Raw genomic sequence first — 15,639 nt, forward strand, 5'->3', positions numbered from 1 at the left:
CTTACTGGAACGATTACAAATTCAGTAATAACACGTAGCTCTGATATCTGATTTTAGCGATCGCTCCCCTCATCCCCTACGACTGACTCTCATCGTTAAACGAATCATCCAGATACAGCCGAATAAACTCCTCTGCTGCCGCAGGGTCAATCTTCTGAAGTCCCCTCCTAATTTCAAGGATTGCATCACCGGATGGGTCTCTATTTTCATTGACCCAACGGTTAATACTGGAACGCCCAGTACCCATCGCCACTGCCAACTTATTTTGGCTAATGCCGTAGGCATCCAAAACCCGCTTTAGCACTGTACCCGCTTTTCCCATGCCTCTGATTGTGTCAAAGGCTCATGACCTCGTAAATGTTGACAAAGATCGACATCTGGATAAAACTAATAATGTCGCACTTTGTCAACATCACTGTCACCAGAAAAGCAGGTAAATCCCAATGACAGAAGACTTTATTCCCGACCAAACTCCCGACCCTGAAACGCCTCACCCAGCCAACACCCCATCAGAACCCAACCGAGTCCCCCTCAAAATCCTGGTCATCAGTTCCCCCAAAGTTGTCAATAACACCATTCACACCTTCTATCGCCTGGGATACGCCGAAGTGAGCGAATGGAGCAAGCCACAACCCACCCAAAATCCAGGCGAAGTGATGAGCGTCCTCAGCCGCCGTGTCCAGCTCAACTAAAAGATTACCCCCCTCAATCCCCCCGCAACGGGGGGAAGCAAGAATTATATCTGGCTCCCTCCGCGTAATAAGGGTAGTGGGGAGGGGTTCTTACTAAATGCTCCCCCAATCCCAAAACAACCATGCAACCCCTACGCCACCGCATCAACCCCCAAACCTTTGTTATCACTCTCCGGCAAATCGCCAAACACCTGAAAATTAACCAAGAACGCATCCTCAACTGGGAAAAATGGCATAACGTCCTCTGGGTGCATATCCAAGGATTAGGAGGTTACTTCATCAGTTACCGCAAGTTAGAACAGTGGATTGCCGCTTGCCGTACCCTAATCCGCTTCTGCCCAAATCTAGAAGCCCTCAACGCTCTTTGGTTACTTATCCTGCAAGAGGCTCAACGATATGCAGAAGAAGCACTCTCTCGACTCGAAGCAATCTGGCAGCAACGACACACTGATCTATGCGATAGCCAACAGATATAACACTCCAGTGAACCTATCCCCACAAGCGATGAACTTATGCCGTCGGGTGAGGAAAAGGAAAAAAGCGCGATCGCTACTCTGTAGAATTACCTTCAAGGCAACGCACAGCATAAAAAAATGCCCTCCTGCATTCACTCAAGAGAGCATTTGTGCATTCGTAAATTGAACTGCTGAGCGGGCTGATTGCCTGCTTTATGTCAGCCTACCAAGTTGAGGTGACATGAAAGTGACAAGGATATGGCAAATCTGCAACAGAGTACCGCTCATTGAGTACGCAGTCTCTCAATCGGAAAACTCTGTACAAACGTTGTCTGTACCAGTCCCTCATAACTTGGTTGCGTCATGTCGATCAAAACCACGGCGTTACGGCGATTGGGCGATAAGCGCACTTCTCTAATCGCATATTTCTGCACGGCTTCGCGGTAATTGTTTAAATCTCCAATGGTCAGTTGACGATAATTGTAATTAACCACCAGCCGCATCGAAGCCCGCTCTGTACCAAACGTGCCTCCAGCTTCAACGGCAGGAATATACTTTTGCTCTAAAGTAATCTGCAATGGCTCTTTTGGGTCATTAATCAGGAATTTATACGTCTCGCTGCTATCGGGATTGGGTTGGCGAGCAATCATGGGGAGTCTGATTCCGACTTTAAGTAGAGTCAGCTGCAAGTCATACCTAAGCTGTGCAGTTCGTTTGAGTATGTCATCTCCAGCCGCTTTCGTGGTTAAATTTGAGGCTGAGAGATCATACTCCGTTTTCAGACAGCCATTCCTCACGCAGGAGTTGGTTTCCAAATCGACCATTTGAATTTGTGCGGTTGGCACTTCTGTAACAGTGTTGCTAAAGCTTTCTAGATAAAGATAGTAACGGCTATCTGGAGAGAAGCCAGACATTCGTCTAGAAGCTCTCAACGCACTGGCTAATCCCTCGGAGCTAACCAGAAAGGCGATCGCCACAAACGAGAGTGAAGCCAAGGACAAACGTTTCATATTGGGACTGAAATCTTCTAAAGGATGAAAGAATTTTTACACTTCGTACTTCATCCTTCCCAAAAAAAATTCAAGGCATTCTTTTTAGGAAAGAATGCCTTGCTTCGTATTCATGACTGATTCAAGGGAATGATGTTTCTAATTTTAGAGTTACAGGCACCTAATAGTGCAGTGAAACTCGTCGTCAATTCTACACTTGTGAGTCACTTTAGCTGAGTGAAGCGCCACTGCGATCATAGCTAGAGCGGAAGCTAGGATGCGCCTTACCTTGAATATGATTCCAGTACTCTGTCGCATCGATATCCATACCCACTTCAGCAGCCGCACGACCAAGCATAGATTGCTGACGATTTTTGATGAGGTGATGGTGACGCATCATCAGGGCACGAGCTTGTTCTTGAGTAGACATAATTGGGATTCTCCGATTGCTTTAGTAAGGTTTAATTGAATTATTTTCTCTTGACTCCTCAACTATAACAAAAAATTCTGTAGCAAAATATACGAAACGCTGATTTTAATAAATTTTTACTCTTTTTTCTTAAATGCATAAATGTCATACGCTGTCAAGAGAGTAAAGCCGACTCAGCCGCGACAACCCTCAACACAGGCTGGATTTCCAGAAAACCTTGTAATACCAAGCCGCCGAGCAGCCCTTCTTGCTATCGAGTGCAGCGAATCAAATTGATGAAAAAATTGTTACAACTTGTGTACTTACGGCGCAGGGAATTGGGCACAAGAGTTGAAAGTTAGCAAGTTGTTCGGCAAACCTGTTGGTTATTCTACAGGCTTAAGCTCTAATCGATAGCGATAGAGAGCCACAGGTTGCTCTAAAGCTTTGAAATAATTGGGATCTTGGGGAGAGAGATAAATGGCGGTGATTTGGTCAGCCTCAATCACTAAACTAGGTGACGGCTTTAGCTGATAGGCGGTTGTCGTTTCCACCTGATTGAAATAAGGTTGAGGTGTTCCCCGAAAGAATTGGTTGGAAACTTCAGTACCAATAAACTGATCGAGGGCTGGAGTTTCAGAGGCTCGACCCGTAACGATCGAAATCAGTTGCAGCCCGGTTTGCAGAAACGTAATTTGGCGATTAGGAGAATTGGGATCGACTTTTACCGATTGAACTCTGGCGTCGCCTAAATAAGCTTTCGCAATATTCAATCCATTAAATGCCCGGTCTGCGACTACTTTAGGAGTTTCTTCAGGGCGGGATAACTGCGATTTTCCGGAACTTTGCAGGGTGAAGCGAGGAAAGCGAGTGGCGATGACAGAGGCTTGAGGCGTAACAGCTTGAAATCGCACCAGAAAGTTGACTGGCTCATTTAGATAGCGGCGATTGCTTTCAAACCCTGGTGTTACTACATCTGGCGCTAGAGGGGCGACTTGCTCGACTAATGTGCTCGTCACGTTCCAGGTTCCTTGCATCCAATCAGGATAAATCAAATCTTCCTGGGGTGTAGTAACAGGAGGTTTATTCTCCCAATTAGGAAACTGCGCCAAACGGTCAGCTAACTGACCTGCTCGTGCTTCACCGCTCCAAATCAGTAAGATTAGACTCAGGCATAATCCTAAAATTTTTCTGATAATCACTACCACAATTGAGTCTATTTTTTCTCAAATACCCGACTTCCTGAAGAGGTCGGGTATCTTGGCATTTCCGAATCATTGAGGACTGCTATAGAGCTTCAGGTTGCCAAATTTCTCCGTATTTTTCTCGCAGGGATTGCCACGCTTCTACCTGTCCTGGTTCGTATTCTCCGGGCTTACCCCATTGCAGAAATGCACTGAGCGCAGGTTCGTCTTTCTCATCCAGAAAGCGAATCGCATAGGTCGTGAAATTGCCTCGTTTGGCTTCACCTGTTTCAAATTTGACCTGTTTAATTGCATCCATATTCAGGTGAAACTCTAAGGTATCTTTATGCATATTGGCATACTTACCCTTAGGCAACTCGGCATAAAATATCTTTTCAATTGTAGTCTTGACCTCCAAAACGGCTGCACTACTGGTAACAATGAGACGTAATGTTCCGAGGGTTTCGCAAGCTTCTAAAAATTCTTTCAGGCTAGTCGTCATAAAAATAGGTTGGGATCAAGATTGAAACGGCATACGACAATGAAGGAGATGAGAAGAAAGTGTGACTTCATTCCCTATTCTCCAATTCCCTATTGCTCATGCTGTTCGTAAGCGGCGACGATTCGCTGAACGAGGGGATTCCGGACAACATCTTTAGTCGTCAGTTTGCAAAAGGCGATGCCTTCAATGGAATGGAGGATTTTTTGAGCCACAGCCAATCCAGACTGCTGATTGGGTGGTAAATCCGTCTGAGTAATGTCGCCTGTAACCACCATGCGAGAGCGAAAACCCAGACGTGTCAGCACCATTTTCATCTGAGCCGGCGTTGTATTTTGTGCCTCATCGACAATCACAAAGGCATTGCTGAGGGTTCGTCCTCGCATATAGGCTAGGGGGGCAACTTCAATCACCCCTCGTTCCATCAAACTCGGAACTTTTTCTGGATCGATTAACTCGTAGAGTGCATCGTAAAGGGGTCGCAGATAAGGATTAATCTTTTGCTGCAAATCGCCGGGTAAGAAACCCAATTTTTCTCCAGCTTCTACCGCCGGTCGGGTCAAAATTAAGCGCTCGTACTGATTCGCCAGGAGCGCTTGAGCCGCGAGAACAACAGCAAGATAAGTCTTCCCAGTGCCGGCCGGTCCCACACAAAAGGTCAAGTCGTGGGTTAATACAGATTTGATGTACTTTCGTTGTCCGAAGGTTTTAGCGCGAACAATATCGCCTTTGCGGGTACGAGCCAGAATATCTTGCTGTAAATCCTGTAACTCATCTGAGCGATCAGTATCTAAAGCCTGAAGGGCGGTTTGGATATCCACCTCCGTTACCGCTTTGCCCTCGTTCCAGAAGGATTTTAGGGATCGCACCAAGGATGAAACCCGTTCAACTTGTTTTTGGGTTCCAGAAATTAACAGTTCTTGCCCTCGCAGCACCAGATTCGTTCCAGTTAGCCGCGAGAGCGTTTTCAGGTTTTCTTCCCGCTCTCCCGCCAGTGCGATCGCGCTTTCGTTATTTGGTAGCTGAATAGTCTTTGGTACTTCACTCATGCCGACAATGGCTCTAAAAGTTGAAAGTTTTTGAGGTATTAGGTGTGAAAAGTTGGTCAGTTGAATGTTGCAAGTTTGGCAGACAACTTAAAATTCTCTAACCAACCCCAGTCTCCTGCTTAATAGAGAGCAGCACGAGAGCCTCTACTATTGGAGAACGGTTCCGCTTGAGCGCATGTTTCGCCAACACCGCCTGGTAAACGGCTTTCAAACCTTCAACCTTTTAACCTTTAACCTTCAACCTTTTGATTAAGAGCGAGATCTAGGAGCGGGTTTAGACGTTGGTGGGCGGTGAGATGTAGCTCTTTTTGCAGCCGGTTTACTACTTGAGGAACTCTCTCGCCGGGAACCTTCATTCGGGTCTTCGTAAATATCCAGATGGACAAATTGACCAGCCGCCTGAGCGGCTGATTGAATGACCGTCCGAATCGCTTGAATGTTGCGTCCTCCCCGACCAAACACGCGTCCCTTCTCTGACCCGTCGAACGCCAACCGAATCCATACCCGCTCATTGGCATTGGATTTCTCGCAGTCTACCTTTAGCGAAGTCGGTGACTCTAAAAACGGCTCGAACAAAAATCGCACAAGACCGATATAGTCCGGGCTAGCATTTTGAGAGGAGGCGGAGGGTGTTTCAGGCGTGGACTTGTTCGAGAACATTGGCTTTCCTCAGAATATCACGCACTGTATCAGTGGGCTGAGCACCATTTTGGAGCCATTGGACAATCTCTGGAACTTTGAGCCGTGTTTCATCTGTTCTGGGATTGTAGAAGCCCAATTCTTCTAGAGGGCGTCCATCGCGACGTGCATTACTTTGAATTGCGACAATTCGGTAGCTGACCTCACGCTTTTTGCCGTATCGTTTTAATCTCAGTTTGACCATATTTAGGAATAATTCACCTGTTTGATTTTAAGCGATCTCTGGCTCTAAGGTTGGAACGTTGGCAGGTTGGCAGTTGTATCGTGCAACTTTTAACCGGTTAGCATTCAACGCTTCAGAGTTGACCAAATCCCTTTTTCTTTTTTTCCTTCTTCTTTTTCTTGGAAGAAGCACCTCCGGAGTAACCGCGCCAACCCGGTTGGGAGGGGGGATTTCCGCCCATGCCGCCAAACATGCCACCCATGCCTGCCATTCCTGGCATTTGACCTCGGCTCATTTGCTGCATGAGATTTCTCATTTTAGTAAATTCACTCACCAGATTGGTGACATCTCTCTCGGTATAGCCCGCACCACGCGCAATCCGGCGTCGGCGAGAGGGAGAACTCGCTAACAAATCGGGATTGCGGCGCTCTTCAGCGGTCATGGAGTTAATCAGCGCTTCAGATTGCTTGAGTTTCGTTTCCCCTTGTTGCAGTTGGTCAGCACTGAGCTTGCCCATCCCTGGAATCATCTTCATCAAGCCGCCCAAGGAACCCATATTCTTTAATAGGCGCATCTGCTTTAAGAAATCGCTGAAGTCAAACTTTGCCGTCAGCATTTTCTCCTGCATCTTCTCGGCGTCCGCTAGGTCGATTTCCTCTTGGGCTTTTTCGACGAGCGTGAGGACATCTCCCATACCGAGAATTCGTGATGCCATCCGGTCAGGATAAAAGGGTTGCAGCGCTTCTACTTTTTCCCCAACCCCGACAAATTTAATCGGCTGACCCGAAACCCGCCTGACCGAAAGGGCTGCACCACCGCGTGTGTCACCATCTAACTTGGTGAGGATGGCTCCCGTAATCCCGATTTGGTCATGGAAGGTACGGGTGAGGTTTGCCGCCTCTTGACCCGTCATGGAGTCCACCACTAAGAGGGTTTCATGGGGTTGAACGGTTTGCTTAATCCGGGCGAGTTCCCCCATCATGTCTTGGTCGATTTGCAGACGTCCCGCCGTGTCGATAATTACGGTATCAACACCCGTTTCCTTCGCCCGCGCTACGCCTTGACGCGCAATCTCAACGGGGTCAGCATCCGCACCCAGTTCAAAGACTGGGACATTAATTTGTTGTCCTAGGGTGACTAGCTGGTCAATGGCGGCAGGTCGATAAACGTCTGTGGCGACCAACAGACAGGTGCGGTTTTGCTTTTGCAGATGTAACGCCAGTTTGGCGGTGGCGGTGGTTTTCCCAGTTCCCTGTAACCCTGCCATCAGCACAATCGTCGGTGCTGTATCGGCTTGGGCTAAGGGAATATTGGTTTCCCCCATCACCTGTACCAGTTCGTCGTAAACGATTTTGATGAACTGCTGATCGGGACGGACACCAGAGAGTACTTCAGCTCCTTGTGCCTTAGTTTCTACATCTGCAACGAAATCTTTAACGACTTGCAGGTTAACATCTGCCGATAACAGAGCGCGACGGACTTCTTTGAGCGCCTCTTGGATATTGGATTGAGAAATTTTGTCCTGGCCCCGTAATTTCTTCCAGGCGTCTTCTAAGCGTTCGGCTAGGGCATCAAACATAAATCAATTTTTTTAAGGGCTATCTTTAACTAAGGGTAGTATTCTTGGCAACCTTTTGACAGGTTAGGGAATGACCGGGCAATTTCTGGAATTGAGTTCGCTCCCTAGTGCAGACTGGCAGAAATAAGCCACCCGTTTTTTATAGGTGTTTCTCCCATCCTCATCGGAGATCCAATCCCCCAATCCCCCCTCCTTTCATCTGGCTGGTGGGAAACTTTCGCCACTTGGCACGAGGCTCTACACGGCACGGGCACGAGAAACTGGCTGTATTTTCCGTAGCGGACTAGACATTGATTCTAATCCCAGCAGAATTCCATTGAGGACGAAGGCTAAGAGTGCCACGACAATGGCTCCAGCAAAAATCTTATCGTTGCGACTTTGGGCAACGCCATCAAATAGTAGTACTCCCAATCCCCCAGCACCGAACTTTGCGCCGATGGTTGCGATCGCTACAGCTACAATCGTCGCTAAACGCACACCGGCTAAACAAATCGGTAAGATCAGCGGCACTTGTACCTGCCACCAGCGTTGCCAAACATTCATTCCCATACCGCTGGCGGCTTCCAAAATTGCAGGCTCAATCGCTTGCAGTCCTACCGAGAAATGGCGTACCAAAATCACTTGGGTATAGAGAATCATGGCAATCACCACTGACTGACGATTTAGACCAAAAATCGGGACTAACAGGATAATCAGCGCCAGACTCGGTATGGTGTAGAGCGTTCCGAGAAATCCCAGCACTGGGACACTTAGCCAATGGTAGTGAGTCACCAGTAAGGCTAAGGGGAGAGCGATCGCGATCGCAATGAGTAGGGCTATGCCAGTCATCTGGAGATGCTCTAGGACTAACCCAAACATCATCCCAGGATTTTTCAGGATATAGCTCATGGGAATGCCAGGATTTTGAATTAGCGATGTTGACTAATAAATGGGGAGGGATTAAACCCTCCACGAAGAAAGTCAACAACATCATTCTATTCGCCCAGTTCTTCGTACCCTAGCGCAGCATTCCTGATTAGTCTTTTGGCAGCATTGCCAGAATCTGATCTACAAATTCTTGCTGATCGATCACGGGTTTGGGGATGAACCCATCTGCGCCACTCACTTTGAGAAAGTTTTCGCGATCGCCCTCCATCACGCTTGCTGTCACCAGAATGACTGGTACTTTCGCTGTTTGAGGATTGGCTTTGAGCATTTGAGTAATTTTAAGACCATCCATTGCCTTGCCTTTGTAGCGGCTGTTACGCAGATCCACATCCATCAAAATAATGTCCGCTTCTCCGGAATCGGCAATTTGCATTACTTCCTCCACATTTTCAGTATGCTTCACCGCTAAGCCGCCTCGCTTACGCAAAATCTTAGAAAAAACGATAACGTTGGACGGCTCATCTTCTACAATCAAAACAGTGTTCATCAGAATTTTATTCCTATAATTCATTTCAAATCCAGATAATTCCAGCATGACAATCGTACAGTAGCGTTATGTTCGAGTAATGTTCAGGTAATGTTTGATTTTGGTCAATTTATCAACAAACTTTACATAACTGTTAAACTTTACAAACTCTTCACACAAGTTTCAAAAGCTTTGTGAGTGAACGATGGCAAGGCAATCCCTCTCAGCCTCTGAACAAGGAATTAAAAAAGCTAAACAAGCATTCAGGCGGACTGAATTGACTCAGGCACTGCTCGCTGATGAAATCGGTCTCAAGACTCGCTCATCAATTTGGAAATTTTTCAAGGGACAGTCAATTGAGCTTTTTATCTTTAAGGCCATCTGCTCCCGGCTTGAACTGGACTGGGAAGAGATTGCTGCACCTCAGATAGTTAATCAAGAAGACACAATCACTATCGATATTGACCCCCTTGTGCAATATCTGCGCGAGAAGGTACGCCCTAGCATTCAACAGCGCTGTGGCACCATACGGGTACTTGATATGACCCAGCCCATGGGTTTAATGGATATCTATACTAATGTTAATCTTTTGCAGCAACTAACTGGGGATAGACGGCTGAAAATTACTCAACTGTTAAAAGATTTCGACCCAGAAGTACACAGCTTTGACCGGATTGGACTGAGTAGAATTACCGAAAAACGCATCTTAGGGGTAGAAGCTGTGAAGCAATACCCTAAGCTGATGGTATTAGGAAAACCTGGTTCCGGAAAGACGACGTTTTTGAAGTATCTGGCGAGCCGGTGCAGCTCAGGAGATTTACTAGGGAATTTTGTCCCCATTTTTATTGCCATTAGGGATTTATCTGAGTCAAATAATCAACCAAATTGCCTTGAATATATAACTCAATTTTTCTCTGTGCATAGCATTCAACCCCATCAAATTTCTGAAATCCTTAAACAAGGAAGGGCATTAATTTTATTTGATGGATTGGATGAAGTTAGAGAAATCGTTGCCAATCGCATCATTAAGGAGATTCGGGATTTTTCGGACCAGTATCATAGGAATCAGTTTGTCATCACCTGCCGAATTTCAGCCCATGAATATATGTTGGAAAACTTCACAGAATTGGAAGTAGCCGACTTTAATTATAAGCAGATTCAATCATTTACTACGAAATGGTTTCAGACCAAAGAGTCAGATTTGGATAGGGCTGATCGATTTATCGAACAGATGCAATTAAATCCACCGATTCGGGAACTAGCCACAAATCCTTTGCTGCTGACGCTATTACTATTAGAGTTTGAAGATTCGGGTGACTTTCCCACTGATCGGGCAGAATTATACAGACAAGGCATTGCTACCTTGTTAAAAAAATGGGATGCCAAACGTGGGGTTATGCGTGACCAAGTCTACCAAAATCTATCGCTGTCGCGCAAGAAAGATTTACTAAGTCACATTGCTCTGGCTACATTTGAGCGCAAGGATTTTTTCTTTAAAAAGAAAGATTTTGAACGGTATATTGCTGAGTTTATCCGCCATCTACCCCATGCTCAAACTGACCTAGAATCATTACAACTAGATAGCGAGGTTGTACTGAAATCCATTGAAGTGCAGCATGGGTTATTGGTAGAGCGAGCGAGGGATATTTATTCCTTTTCCCATCGCACATTTCAAGAGTATTTTACAGCAAGAAAGATTGTAAAAAGTTCCGATCCGCAAGCGTTAGAGAAGGCTTTGAACGGTTTAGTGAGCCACATCACTGAGACAAGCTGGCGAGCAATTTTTGTGCTAACGGTGGGAATGTTGCAGTCAGCGGATTACCTGTTGCAGTTGATGAAACTGCGGATTGATCAGCTTTTAGCCACGGACGAAAAGCTGCAACAATTTCTGATCTGGGTCAGTAAGAAATCTCTTGGGGTCGAGGTGACCCATAAAACGGTGGCTGTGCGTGCATTTTACTTTAATCTCGCTCGCGATCGCCATCCTCAGCACGATCCGAAGCGTTACCGGGACTCTGAGTTGATACGCGCCCTTGACTATGACCTGTTTATTCTCCTGCGGTTGGGGAATATTAGGGCACGGGATGTCGGTCTAGATGATATCCTGGCTCTTGCGTGCGATCGCCTATGGCGCTGCGCTTCGCACAATCGAGCCATTGAACTGGATCTAACGTATTATCCTTATGCCTTTAAGGGGGCATTTTTCCTGGCTTGTGAGCGTGCCCCTATCCTAGATCCGAATCTAGGGCAAGCGCTGCAAGAACTTAAGCAGCAACTCCCTGATTTAGATAGTAACGAGCGGAAGTTTAGGCAATGGTGGGAAGTTGAAGGTCAAGCTTGGGCTAAACGGTTAAGAGATATATTAATTAAACATCGAAGTCTCGCTCATGATTGGCAGTTCAGCGAGGAGCAAAAGAAATTGTTGAAAGCTTATTACGATGCCAATCAGTTATTGGTGGATTGTCTTAATAGTGATTGTTACGTCAGTCGTGAGGTACGACAGCATATTGAGGATACCCTATTGTTACCTATGGCTGAAATTGAGAATAGGAAGCACAGTTCGTAAACCGATGATGATGTATTCCAAATACAGAAGCGATCGCCTTTAGAATGATGTAGAAAAGCGATCGCTCTTATTTCAGAGTATTTTCCTATTTTGTAGAGGTGAGTTTAGGCACTCTATTGGTACACCTAACCCTGAATATCCCAACAAAATTCGTTCTTCCCGCTCAACGGTTCTACTGCTTGGGTTGAGCTTGCTCGATTTGCCGAAGTTGATCCTGTGTCAAGATACCTCGAATGGAAGTTAGATAAGATTCAAAAATCTGCTGAAGTTGCGTTTTCTGCGGGTCTGACAGATTTGTCAGCCCCTGTGGCCCCTTCTTTTTGAACTCCTCCATTTGCGCGGGTGAGAGCACCTTGGAAATTTTAGAGATAGTTTGCTCTCGTATGTCTTTAAACTTAGCTTGCTGTTCTTGACTTAAAACGATTTCGCCACTAGTCGGCTGTGATTGTTGTTGAGCCATAGCCGCCATTGGAGTGGCAGCAATAGCCGCTGCGACAATCACTCCCATAATCAGCGGCATGATTTTGAGTGTTTTCATTCTAATCTTCCTTAGTTTCAATTAGCTCGGATATCCCGATCAACAGTCTTGCAGTTCGCATATCGTAGAGCTTTTCTGCCATGATAGTCGAGATTGAGTTGAGTAACAAAAAGTGATCGTTAGAAATCTTTGTTAAACCGCTCATACATCCTTGTAACATCCTACTGTCTGGTCATCCAATCGGGTGAGTCTCCTCCAATCTGGCTGTCTCACAATAGTAAGTAAAAGGACACAGATACAGGGGCATACGCGTAATGAAACTACATTTTATCCCGATAACACTGGCGATCGCTTTATCGCTTAATACAGCTTGGCTTGTGGGTGAATCGACAAAAGTAGTCGCGAATGAGAGATTTGGTTTAAGTCCTTCTGATGCTAATCGACTCGGTCGTGACTTAGCTCCTTCTCTTCCACAAAACCCATGGCAACAGAGGATGAACCAAGAAATTTCATGCCTTCTAGAAAAAAATAGAGCTTCGAGAGAATCTTTCTGCAAAACTGAAGCATCTTTCCAGAATAATGTCGATATACAGGAAGAATTGAAGCCTATACCTCAGCTACAGCCACACAATCTTAACCCATCTTCAATAAAGCGTTAGAGCGATGACTCAGTATCAGAACGTGTTAATATTTAAGGCCATATTTTAGTCGTGAAGTAGATTTTTTCGCCAACTAAACGGGCTGACTAAAAATCGTCAGCAGAACTGAACCGAGAAGATAGTAATGCCCCAAACACTCGAAACCTGCGGCTGCACCCAATTGCTCTCGTCGCTGTGGGCTGTAACAGCGAATACCGCCGGGAGAAAACCCGAATAAGCGATCGCCCGTTTCTTCTCTAACGGTATTGTCAGCTAGGTAGAAACGTCCACCGGGACGCAGTACCCGATTCACTTGGGAAACAACCTGTTGAGGATTGGGGTAATGCAGAAAGCTGATGGTATTAAACACAGCATCAAATTCACCTTCCGCAAAGGGCATGGATTCAGCATTACCCTGACGATAAGTGAGTCGAGTTCCATGCTGGTTGCGCTGTTGCGCTTGACGCAGCATTTCCGTCGATAAGTCTAACCCCGTACCTTGAAGTGTGGGAAATTGGGTGGCGAGGCGATGCAGCAGACGACCTGTACCACAACCGAGATCGAGGACATGGGGTTGATGGGGTAATTCAACGTATTCTAGCATCCGTTTGTGGACAGCCTGGTAAAATATCGTCGTAAACAGGCAGTCGTAGTTGGGTGCCCAGCGATCAAAGAATTTTTGCTTGTTGTGGAAAACATTACTAGTCATGGGGATTGTACGCGGGAATTTTGACGACGTAGTAAGCTGAACACGAGTAATAAAATGAGAGCAATCGCTAATCCTCCGGCTGTTGTTGTAATCAGCAGGATGTTACCCTGACGCACGGCAATCGCGATGAAAGCCCAAACAAAAACCAGGACAAAAGCTATATCCCTGTGCCCAATGGTAACGATAGCGGCGATCGCTCCACCGGCAACTAATGCGATCGCTGTCCACAGTTGCGAGTCAATTCCCCAACCGTTCCACCCTAGGCTGTAGAGTGTTGATGCCACATTGACGATAGTCGCCACACTAATCCAAGCCAGATAAATACTCAAAGGAATGTGAACCAACCACTTTTCTAACCTTGAAACTCGGTTTGTGCCAATCCCCAGCCGCTGATAAACTCCGATCAAGGGCAGCAAAATTCCTAGCATCGCCAGCACTGAGAGAGTGAACCATTGGTACTGAAAGACCCATACCCAGGCAATTTGAGCCAAGCAAGCCACGACCAAAAGATACCCCATCCGCCGCAGACTAGGGTTTTGTGCTTGGGCAGGCAGTACCTGATAGACGCCGAAGCTTAGCAAACCTAGATAAATCAGTCCCCAGATGGCAAATGCATAGTTTGCCGGAACAATCAAAACCTCTCGGAAGAAGGTATTGGAAATTGCGCCAATCGTGAGTCCGTTGAGTGGGGCGACGTTCGCCCAAACATTCATGCCAAAGGCGGCAAGGATAGCTGCCAGGTTAAGGAACTGTCTGAGTTTGTCTCGGTCTAAGGATGTAGTAGATTGTTTCATAACCCAAGAAAAAATTGGTCAACTGAAGGCAGAATGCTCTCCCAACTCTCTGGTCTGCTTCTCAATCCCTCAAATTTATGATAGTGTTGGTCAATTAATGAGGGGTCTAACCCTTCATGCCTCAATTGGGCATTTGGGCGTGAACTCTCTGCACAGCGATCGCTGTGCAGTCGCGAGTTACGTTAGGGTAGCTGGCGTGTTAAGGCGAACTCCCGATTGAAACTCTTGCGATCCGTTAGGCACGGCAGATGATCGAAAAGTTGGTTTGATAGTCACTGTGTCGAGACAAAGACTCCCCCTAGATGTGAGGGCTGAAAATCCCCAGGAATCGCCCCAGTACTTAACAGTATTCTTTGTTTGTGGGGTCGCCTTTAACCTATCACCTCTCCCCTTTCGAGTATTGCCCTAGGTCTAGGAAAGATATCCCTAGGTTCCCCAAACTTAGCTCAGTACTTTCCTCGATTTTTAACAAATGTTAAAGATTTTTCTGGTTTTTGGCAACCTGAAGACTTGTGTTCAACCATAATAGTTATCTAAAGACTTCAAATCTAAGATAGGGAAACAGCGTATTCAGGGTGTGTCAGGAAGTTGCCACACTGCTCCTGCTACCACAACTAGAAACAGAACCAACGTTATGAAAAAGGTCTTTTTTTTACTGGGTGAACTAGTGGACGAGGACATCGATTGGATGATCTCAACAGGTCGTCGCGAGGAAGTGCCTGCGGGAACAGTACTCATCCAAGAAGGTCGGCCCATCGATACACTTCTGATTCTCCTGGAGGGAACGCTGTCGGTGTCTGTTGCCGCCCTAGAAGGCAAGACGATCGCTCGCTTAACCAGTGGTGCCGTTGTGGGCGAAATGTCCTTCGCTGATGCCCGTCCCCCGTCGGCGACGGTTCAGGCTGTAGAAAATTCCTTGATTTTAGCGATTCCTAGAGCGAGTTTGGTGGAAAAACTGAGAGAGGATGAAGGATTTGCGTCCCGTTTTTATCGGGCGATCGCCATTTTCATGTCCACCCGACTACGGGGTACAGTGCGATATTTGGGTTATGCCAAAGGTCAACTGTTGCAAGACGATAGCACCTCAGCCGATGACCTATCCCCCGAAATGCTGGATAATGTTCCCCTTGCCAAGGCTCGATTTGATTGGTTGCTCAGGCGCTTGAGAAATACTGATTACGCCGCCCTCCCTGAATAAAACCTAAGCTCGGCTATAGAATTGTTTCAGGATTGTTGACCCGTTAACAATCCCCTAGCATACTTATGCTATTACGTCAATAAAACGACGATTCTTGGCAGGATAAGTAATTGTGGTCATGAATACCACAAGTTGAGTCAAGATC

19 protein-coding genes are annotated in these 15,639 nt (G+C 46.4%); 5 read left to right on the forward strand and 14 right to left on the reverse strand.

Features of this window, described 5'->3' with window-relative positions; genetic code table 11:
* Nucleotides 1-76 precede the first annotated feature (76 nt).
* Entirely contained in the window at nucleotides 77-322 is a 246-nt protein-coding gene (locus NDI48_20985) for a helix-turn-helix domain-containing protein (GenBank protein ID MEP0833643.1), read from the reverse strand.
* A gap of 121 nt (nucleotides 323-443) precedes the next feature.
* On the opposite strand from NDI48_20985, the gene NDI48_20990 reads away from it, so the two are divergent.
* Nucleotides 444-692: a hypothetical protein gene (locus NDI48_20990; GenBank protein MEP0833644.1), complete on the forward strand. Its 249-nt coding sequence runs from the start codon at nucleotides 444-446 to the stop codon at nucleotides 690-692.
* 122 nt (nucleotides 693-814) lie between these two features.
* On the forward strand, nucleotides 815-1,168 hold the full coding sequence (locus NDI48_20995; GenBank protein MEP0833645.1) for a hypothetical protein: 354 nt from the start codon (nucleotides 815-817) through the stop codon (nucleotides 1,166-1,168).
* A 263-nt stretch (nucleotides 1,169-1,431) separates the two neighbouring features.
* Here the strand turns inward: NDI48_20995 and NDI48_21000 are convergent, their stop codons facing one another.
* The 10 genes from NDI48_21000 to NDI48_21045 form a co-directional block, all read right to left on the reverse strand.
* Nucleotides 1,432-2,157: a DUF2259 domain-containing protein gene (locus tag NDI48_21000; protein ID MEP0833646.1), complete on the reverse strand. Its 726-nt coding sequence runs from the start codon at nucleotides 2,155-2,157 to the stop codon at nucleotides 1,432-1,434.
* Between the two features lie 208 nt (nucleotides 2,158-2,365).
* Nucleotides 2,366-2,566 (reverse strand): hypothetical protein, encoded by a 201-nt coding sequence (locus NDI48_21005; protein ID MEP0833647.1) that lies wholly within the window; start codon nucleotides 2,564-2,566, stop codon nucleotides 2,366-2,368.
* A gap of 365 nt (nucleotides 2,567-2,931) precedes the next feature.
* Nucleotides 2,932-3,753: a hypothetical protein gene (locus NDI48_21010; GenBank protein MEP0833648.1), complete on the reverse strand. Its 822-nt coding sequence runs from the start codon at nucleotides 3,751-3,753 to the stop codon at nucleotides 2,932-2,934.
* A 79-nt stretch (nucleotides 3,754-3,832) separates the two neighbouring features.
* Nucleotides 3,833-4,231: a heme utilization protein HuvX gene (locus tag NDI48_21015; protein MEP0833649.1), complete on the reverse strand. Its 399-nt coding sequence runs from the start codon at nucleotides 4,229-4,231 to the stop codon at nucleotides 3,833-3,835.
* Nucleotides 4,232-4,320: 89 nt separating this feature from the next.
* A complete protein-coding gene (locus NDI48_21020) occupies nucleotides 4,321-5,277 on the reverse strand; it encodes a PhoH family protein (GenBank protein MEP0833650.1) in 957 nt (318 codons plus the stop codon).
* Nucleotides 5,278-5,526: 249 nt separating this feature from the next.
* On the reverse strand, nucleotides 5,527-5,937 hold the full coding sequence (locus NDI48_21025) for a KH domain-containing protein (protein MEP0833651.1): 411 nt from the start codon (nucleotides 5,935-5,937) through the stop codon (nucleotides 5,527-5,529).
* Nucleotides 5,912-6,160, reverse strand: a complete 249-nt coding sequence (gene rpsP, locus NDI48_21030; protein MEP0833652.1) for a 30S ribosomal protein S16 — start codon at nucleotides 6,158-6,160, stop codon at nucleotides 5,912-5,914. The genes NDI48_21025 and rpsP overlap by 26 nt, the downstream gene beginning before the upstream one ends.
* A 112-nt stretch (nucleotides 6,161-6,272) precedes the next feature.
* The gene (ffh, locus tag NDI48_21035) at nucleotides 6,273-7,718 is read right to left on the reverse strand and encodes a signal recognition particle protein (GenBank protein MEP0833653.1); all 1,446 of its coding nucleotides are present in this window, start codon (nucleotides 7,716-7,718) and stop codon (nucleotides 6,273-6,275) included.
* A gap of 237 nt (nucleotides 7,719-7,955) precedes the next feature.
* Nucleotides 7,956-8,606, reverse strand: coding sequence for an ABC transporter permease (locus NDI48_21040; protein MEP0833654.1), 651 nt, complete (start codon nucleotides 8,604-8,606; stop codon nucleotides 7,956-7,958).
* Between the two features lie 127 nt (nucleotides 8,607-8,733).
* Nucleotides 8,734-9,132: a response regulator gene (locus tag NDI48_21045; GenBank protein ID MEP0833655.1), complete on the reverse strand. Its 399-nt coding sequence runs from the start codon at nucleotides 9,130-9,132 to the stop codon at nucleotides 8,734-8,736.
* Between the two features lie 184 nt (nucleotides 9,133-9,316).
* Between NDI48_21045 and NDI48_21050 the strand changes: the two genes are divergently transcribed.
* Nucleotides 9,317-11,677: an NACHT domain-containing NTPase gene (locus NDI48_21050; protein MEP0833656.1), complete on the forward strand. Its 2,361-nt coding sequence runs from the start codon at nucleotides 9,317-9,319 to the stop codon at nucleotides 11,675-11,677.
* Between the two features lie 172 nt (nucleotides 11,678-11,849).
* Here the strand turns inward: NDI48_21050 and NDI48_21055 are convergent, their stop codons facing one another.
* Entirely contained in the window at nucleotides 11,850-12,215 is a 366-nt protein-coding gene (locus NDI48_21055; protein MEP0833657.1) for a hypothetical protein, read from the reverse strand.
* Between the two features lie 254 nt (nucleotides 12,216-12,469).
* Between NDI48_21055 and NDI48_21060 the strand changes: the two genes are divergently transcribed.
* Nucleotides 12,470-12,814: a hypothetical protein gene (locus NDI48_21060; GenBank protein ID MEP0833658.1), complete on the forward strand. Its 345-nt coding sequence runs from the start codon at nucleotides 12,470-12,472 to the stop codon at nucleotides 12,812-12,814.
* A gap of 73 nt (nucleotides 12,815-12,887) precedes the next feature.
* On the opposite strand, the gene NDI48_21065 is transcribed toward NDI48_21060, so the two are convergent.
* Nucleotides 12,888-13,502 (reverse strand): class I SAM-dependent methyltransferase, encoded by a 615-nt coding sequence (locus NDI48_21065; protein ID MEP0833659.1) that lies wholly within the window; start codon nucleotides 13,500-13,502, stop codon nucleotides 12,888-12,890.
* On the reverse strand, nucleotides 13,499-14,296 hold the full coding sequence (locus NDI48_21070; protein MEP0833660.1) for a tryptophan-rich sensory protein: 798 nt from the start codon (nucleotides 14,294-14,296) through the stop codon (nucleotides 13,499-13,501). Before NDI48_21070 ends, NDI48_21065 begins: the two co-directional genes overlap by 4 nt.
* A gap of 634 nt (nucleotides 14,297-14,930) precedes the next feature.
* Here NDI48_21070 and NDI48_21075 point away from each other — a divergent pair.
* Nucleotides 14,931-15,494 (forward strand): cyclic nucleotide-binding domain-containing protein, encoded by a 564-nt coding sequence (locus NDI48_21075; protein ID MEP0833661.1) that lies wholly within the window; start codon nucleotides 14,931-14,933, stop codon nucleotides 15,492-15,494.
* Nucleotides 15,495-15,639 lie beyond the last annotated feature (145 nt).

The organism is Microcoleus sp. AS-A8 (assembly GCA_039962225.1).
Classification (GTDB): Bacteria; Cyanobacteriota; Cyanobacteriia; order Cyanobacteriales; family Coleofasciculaceae; genus Allocoleopsis.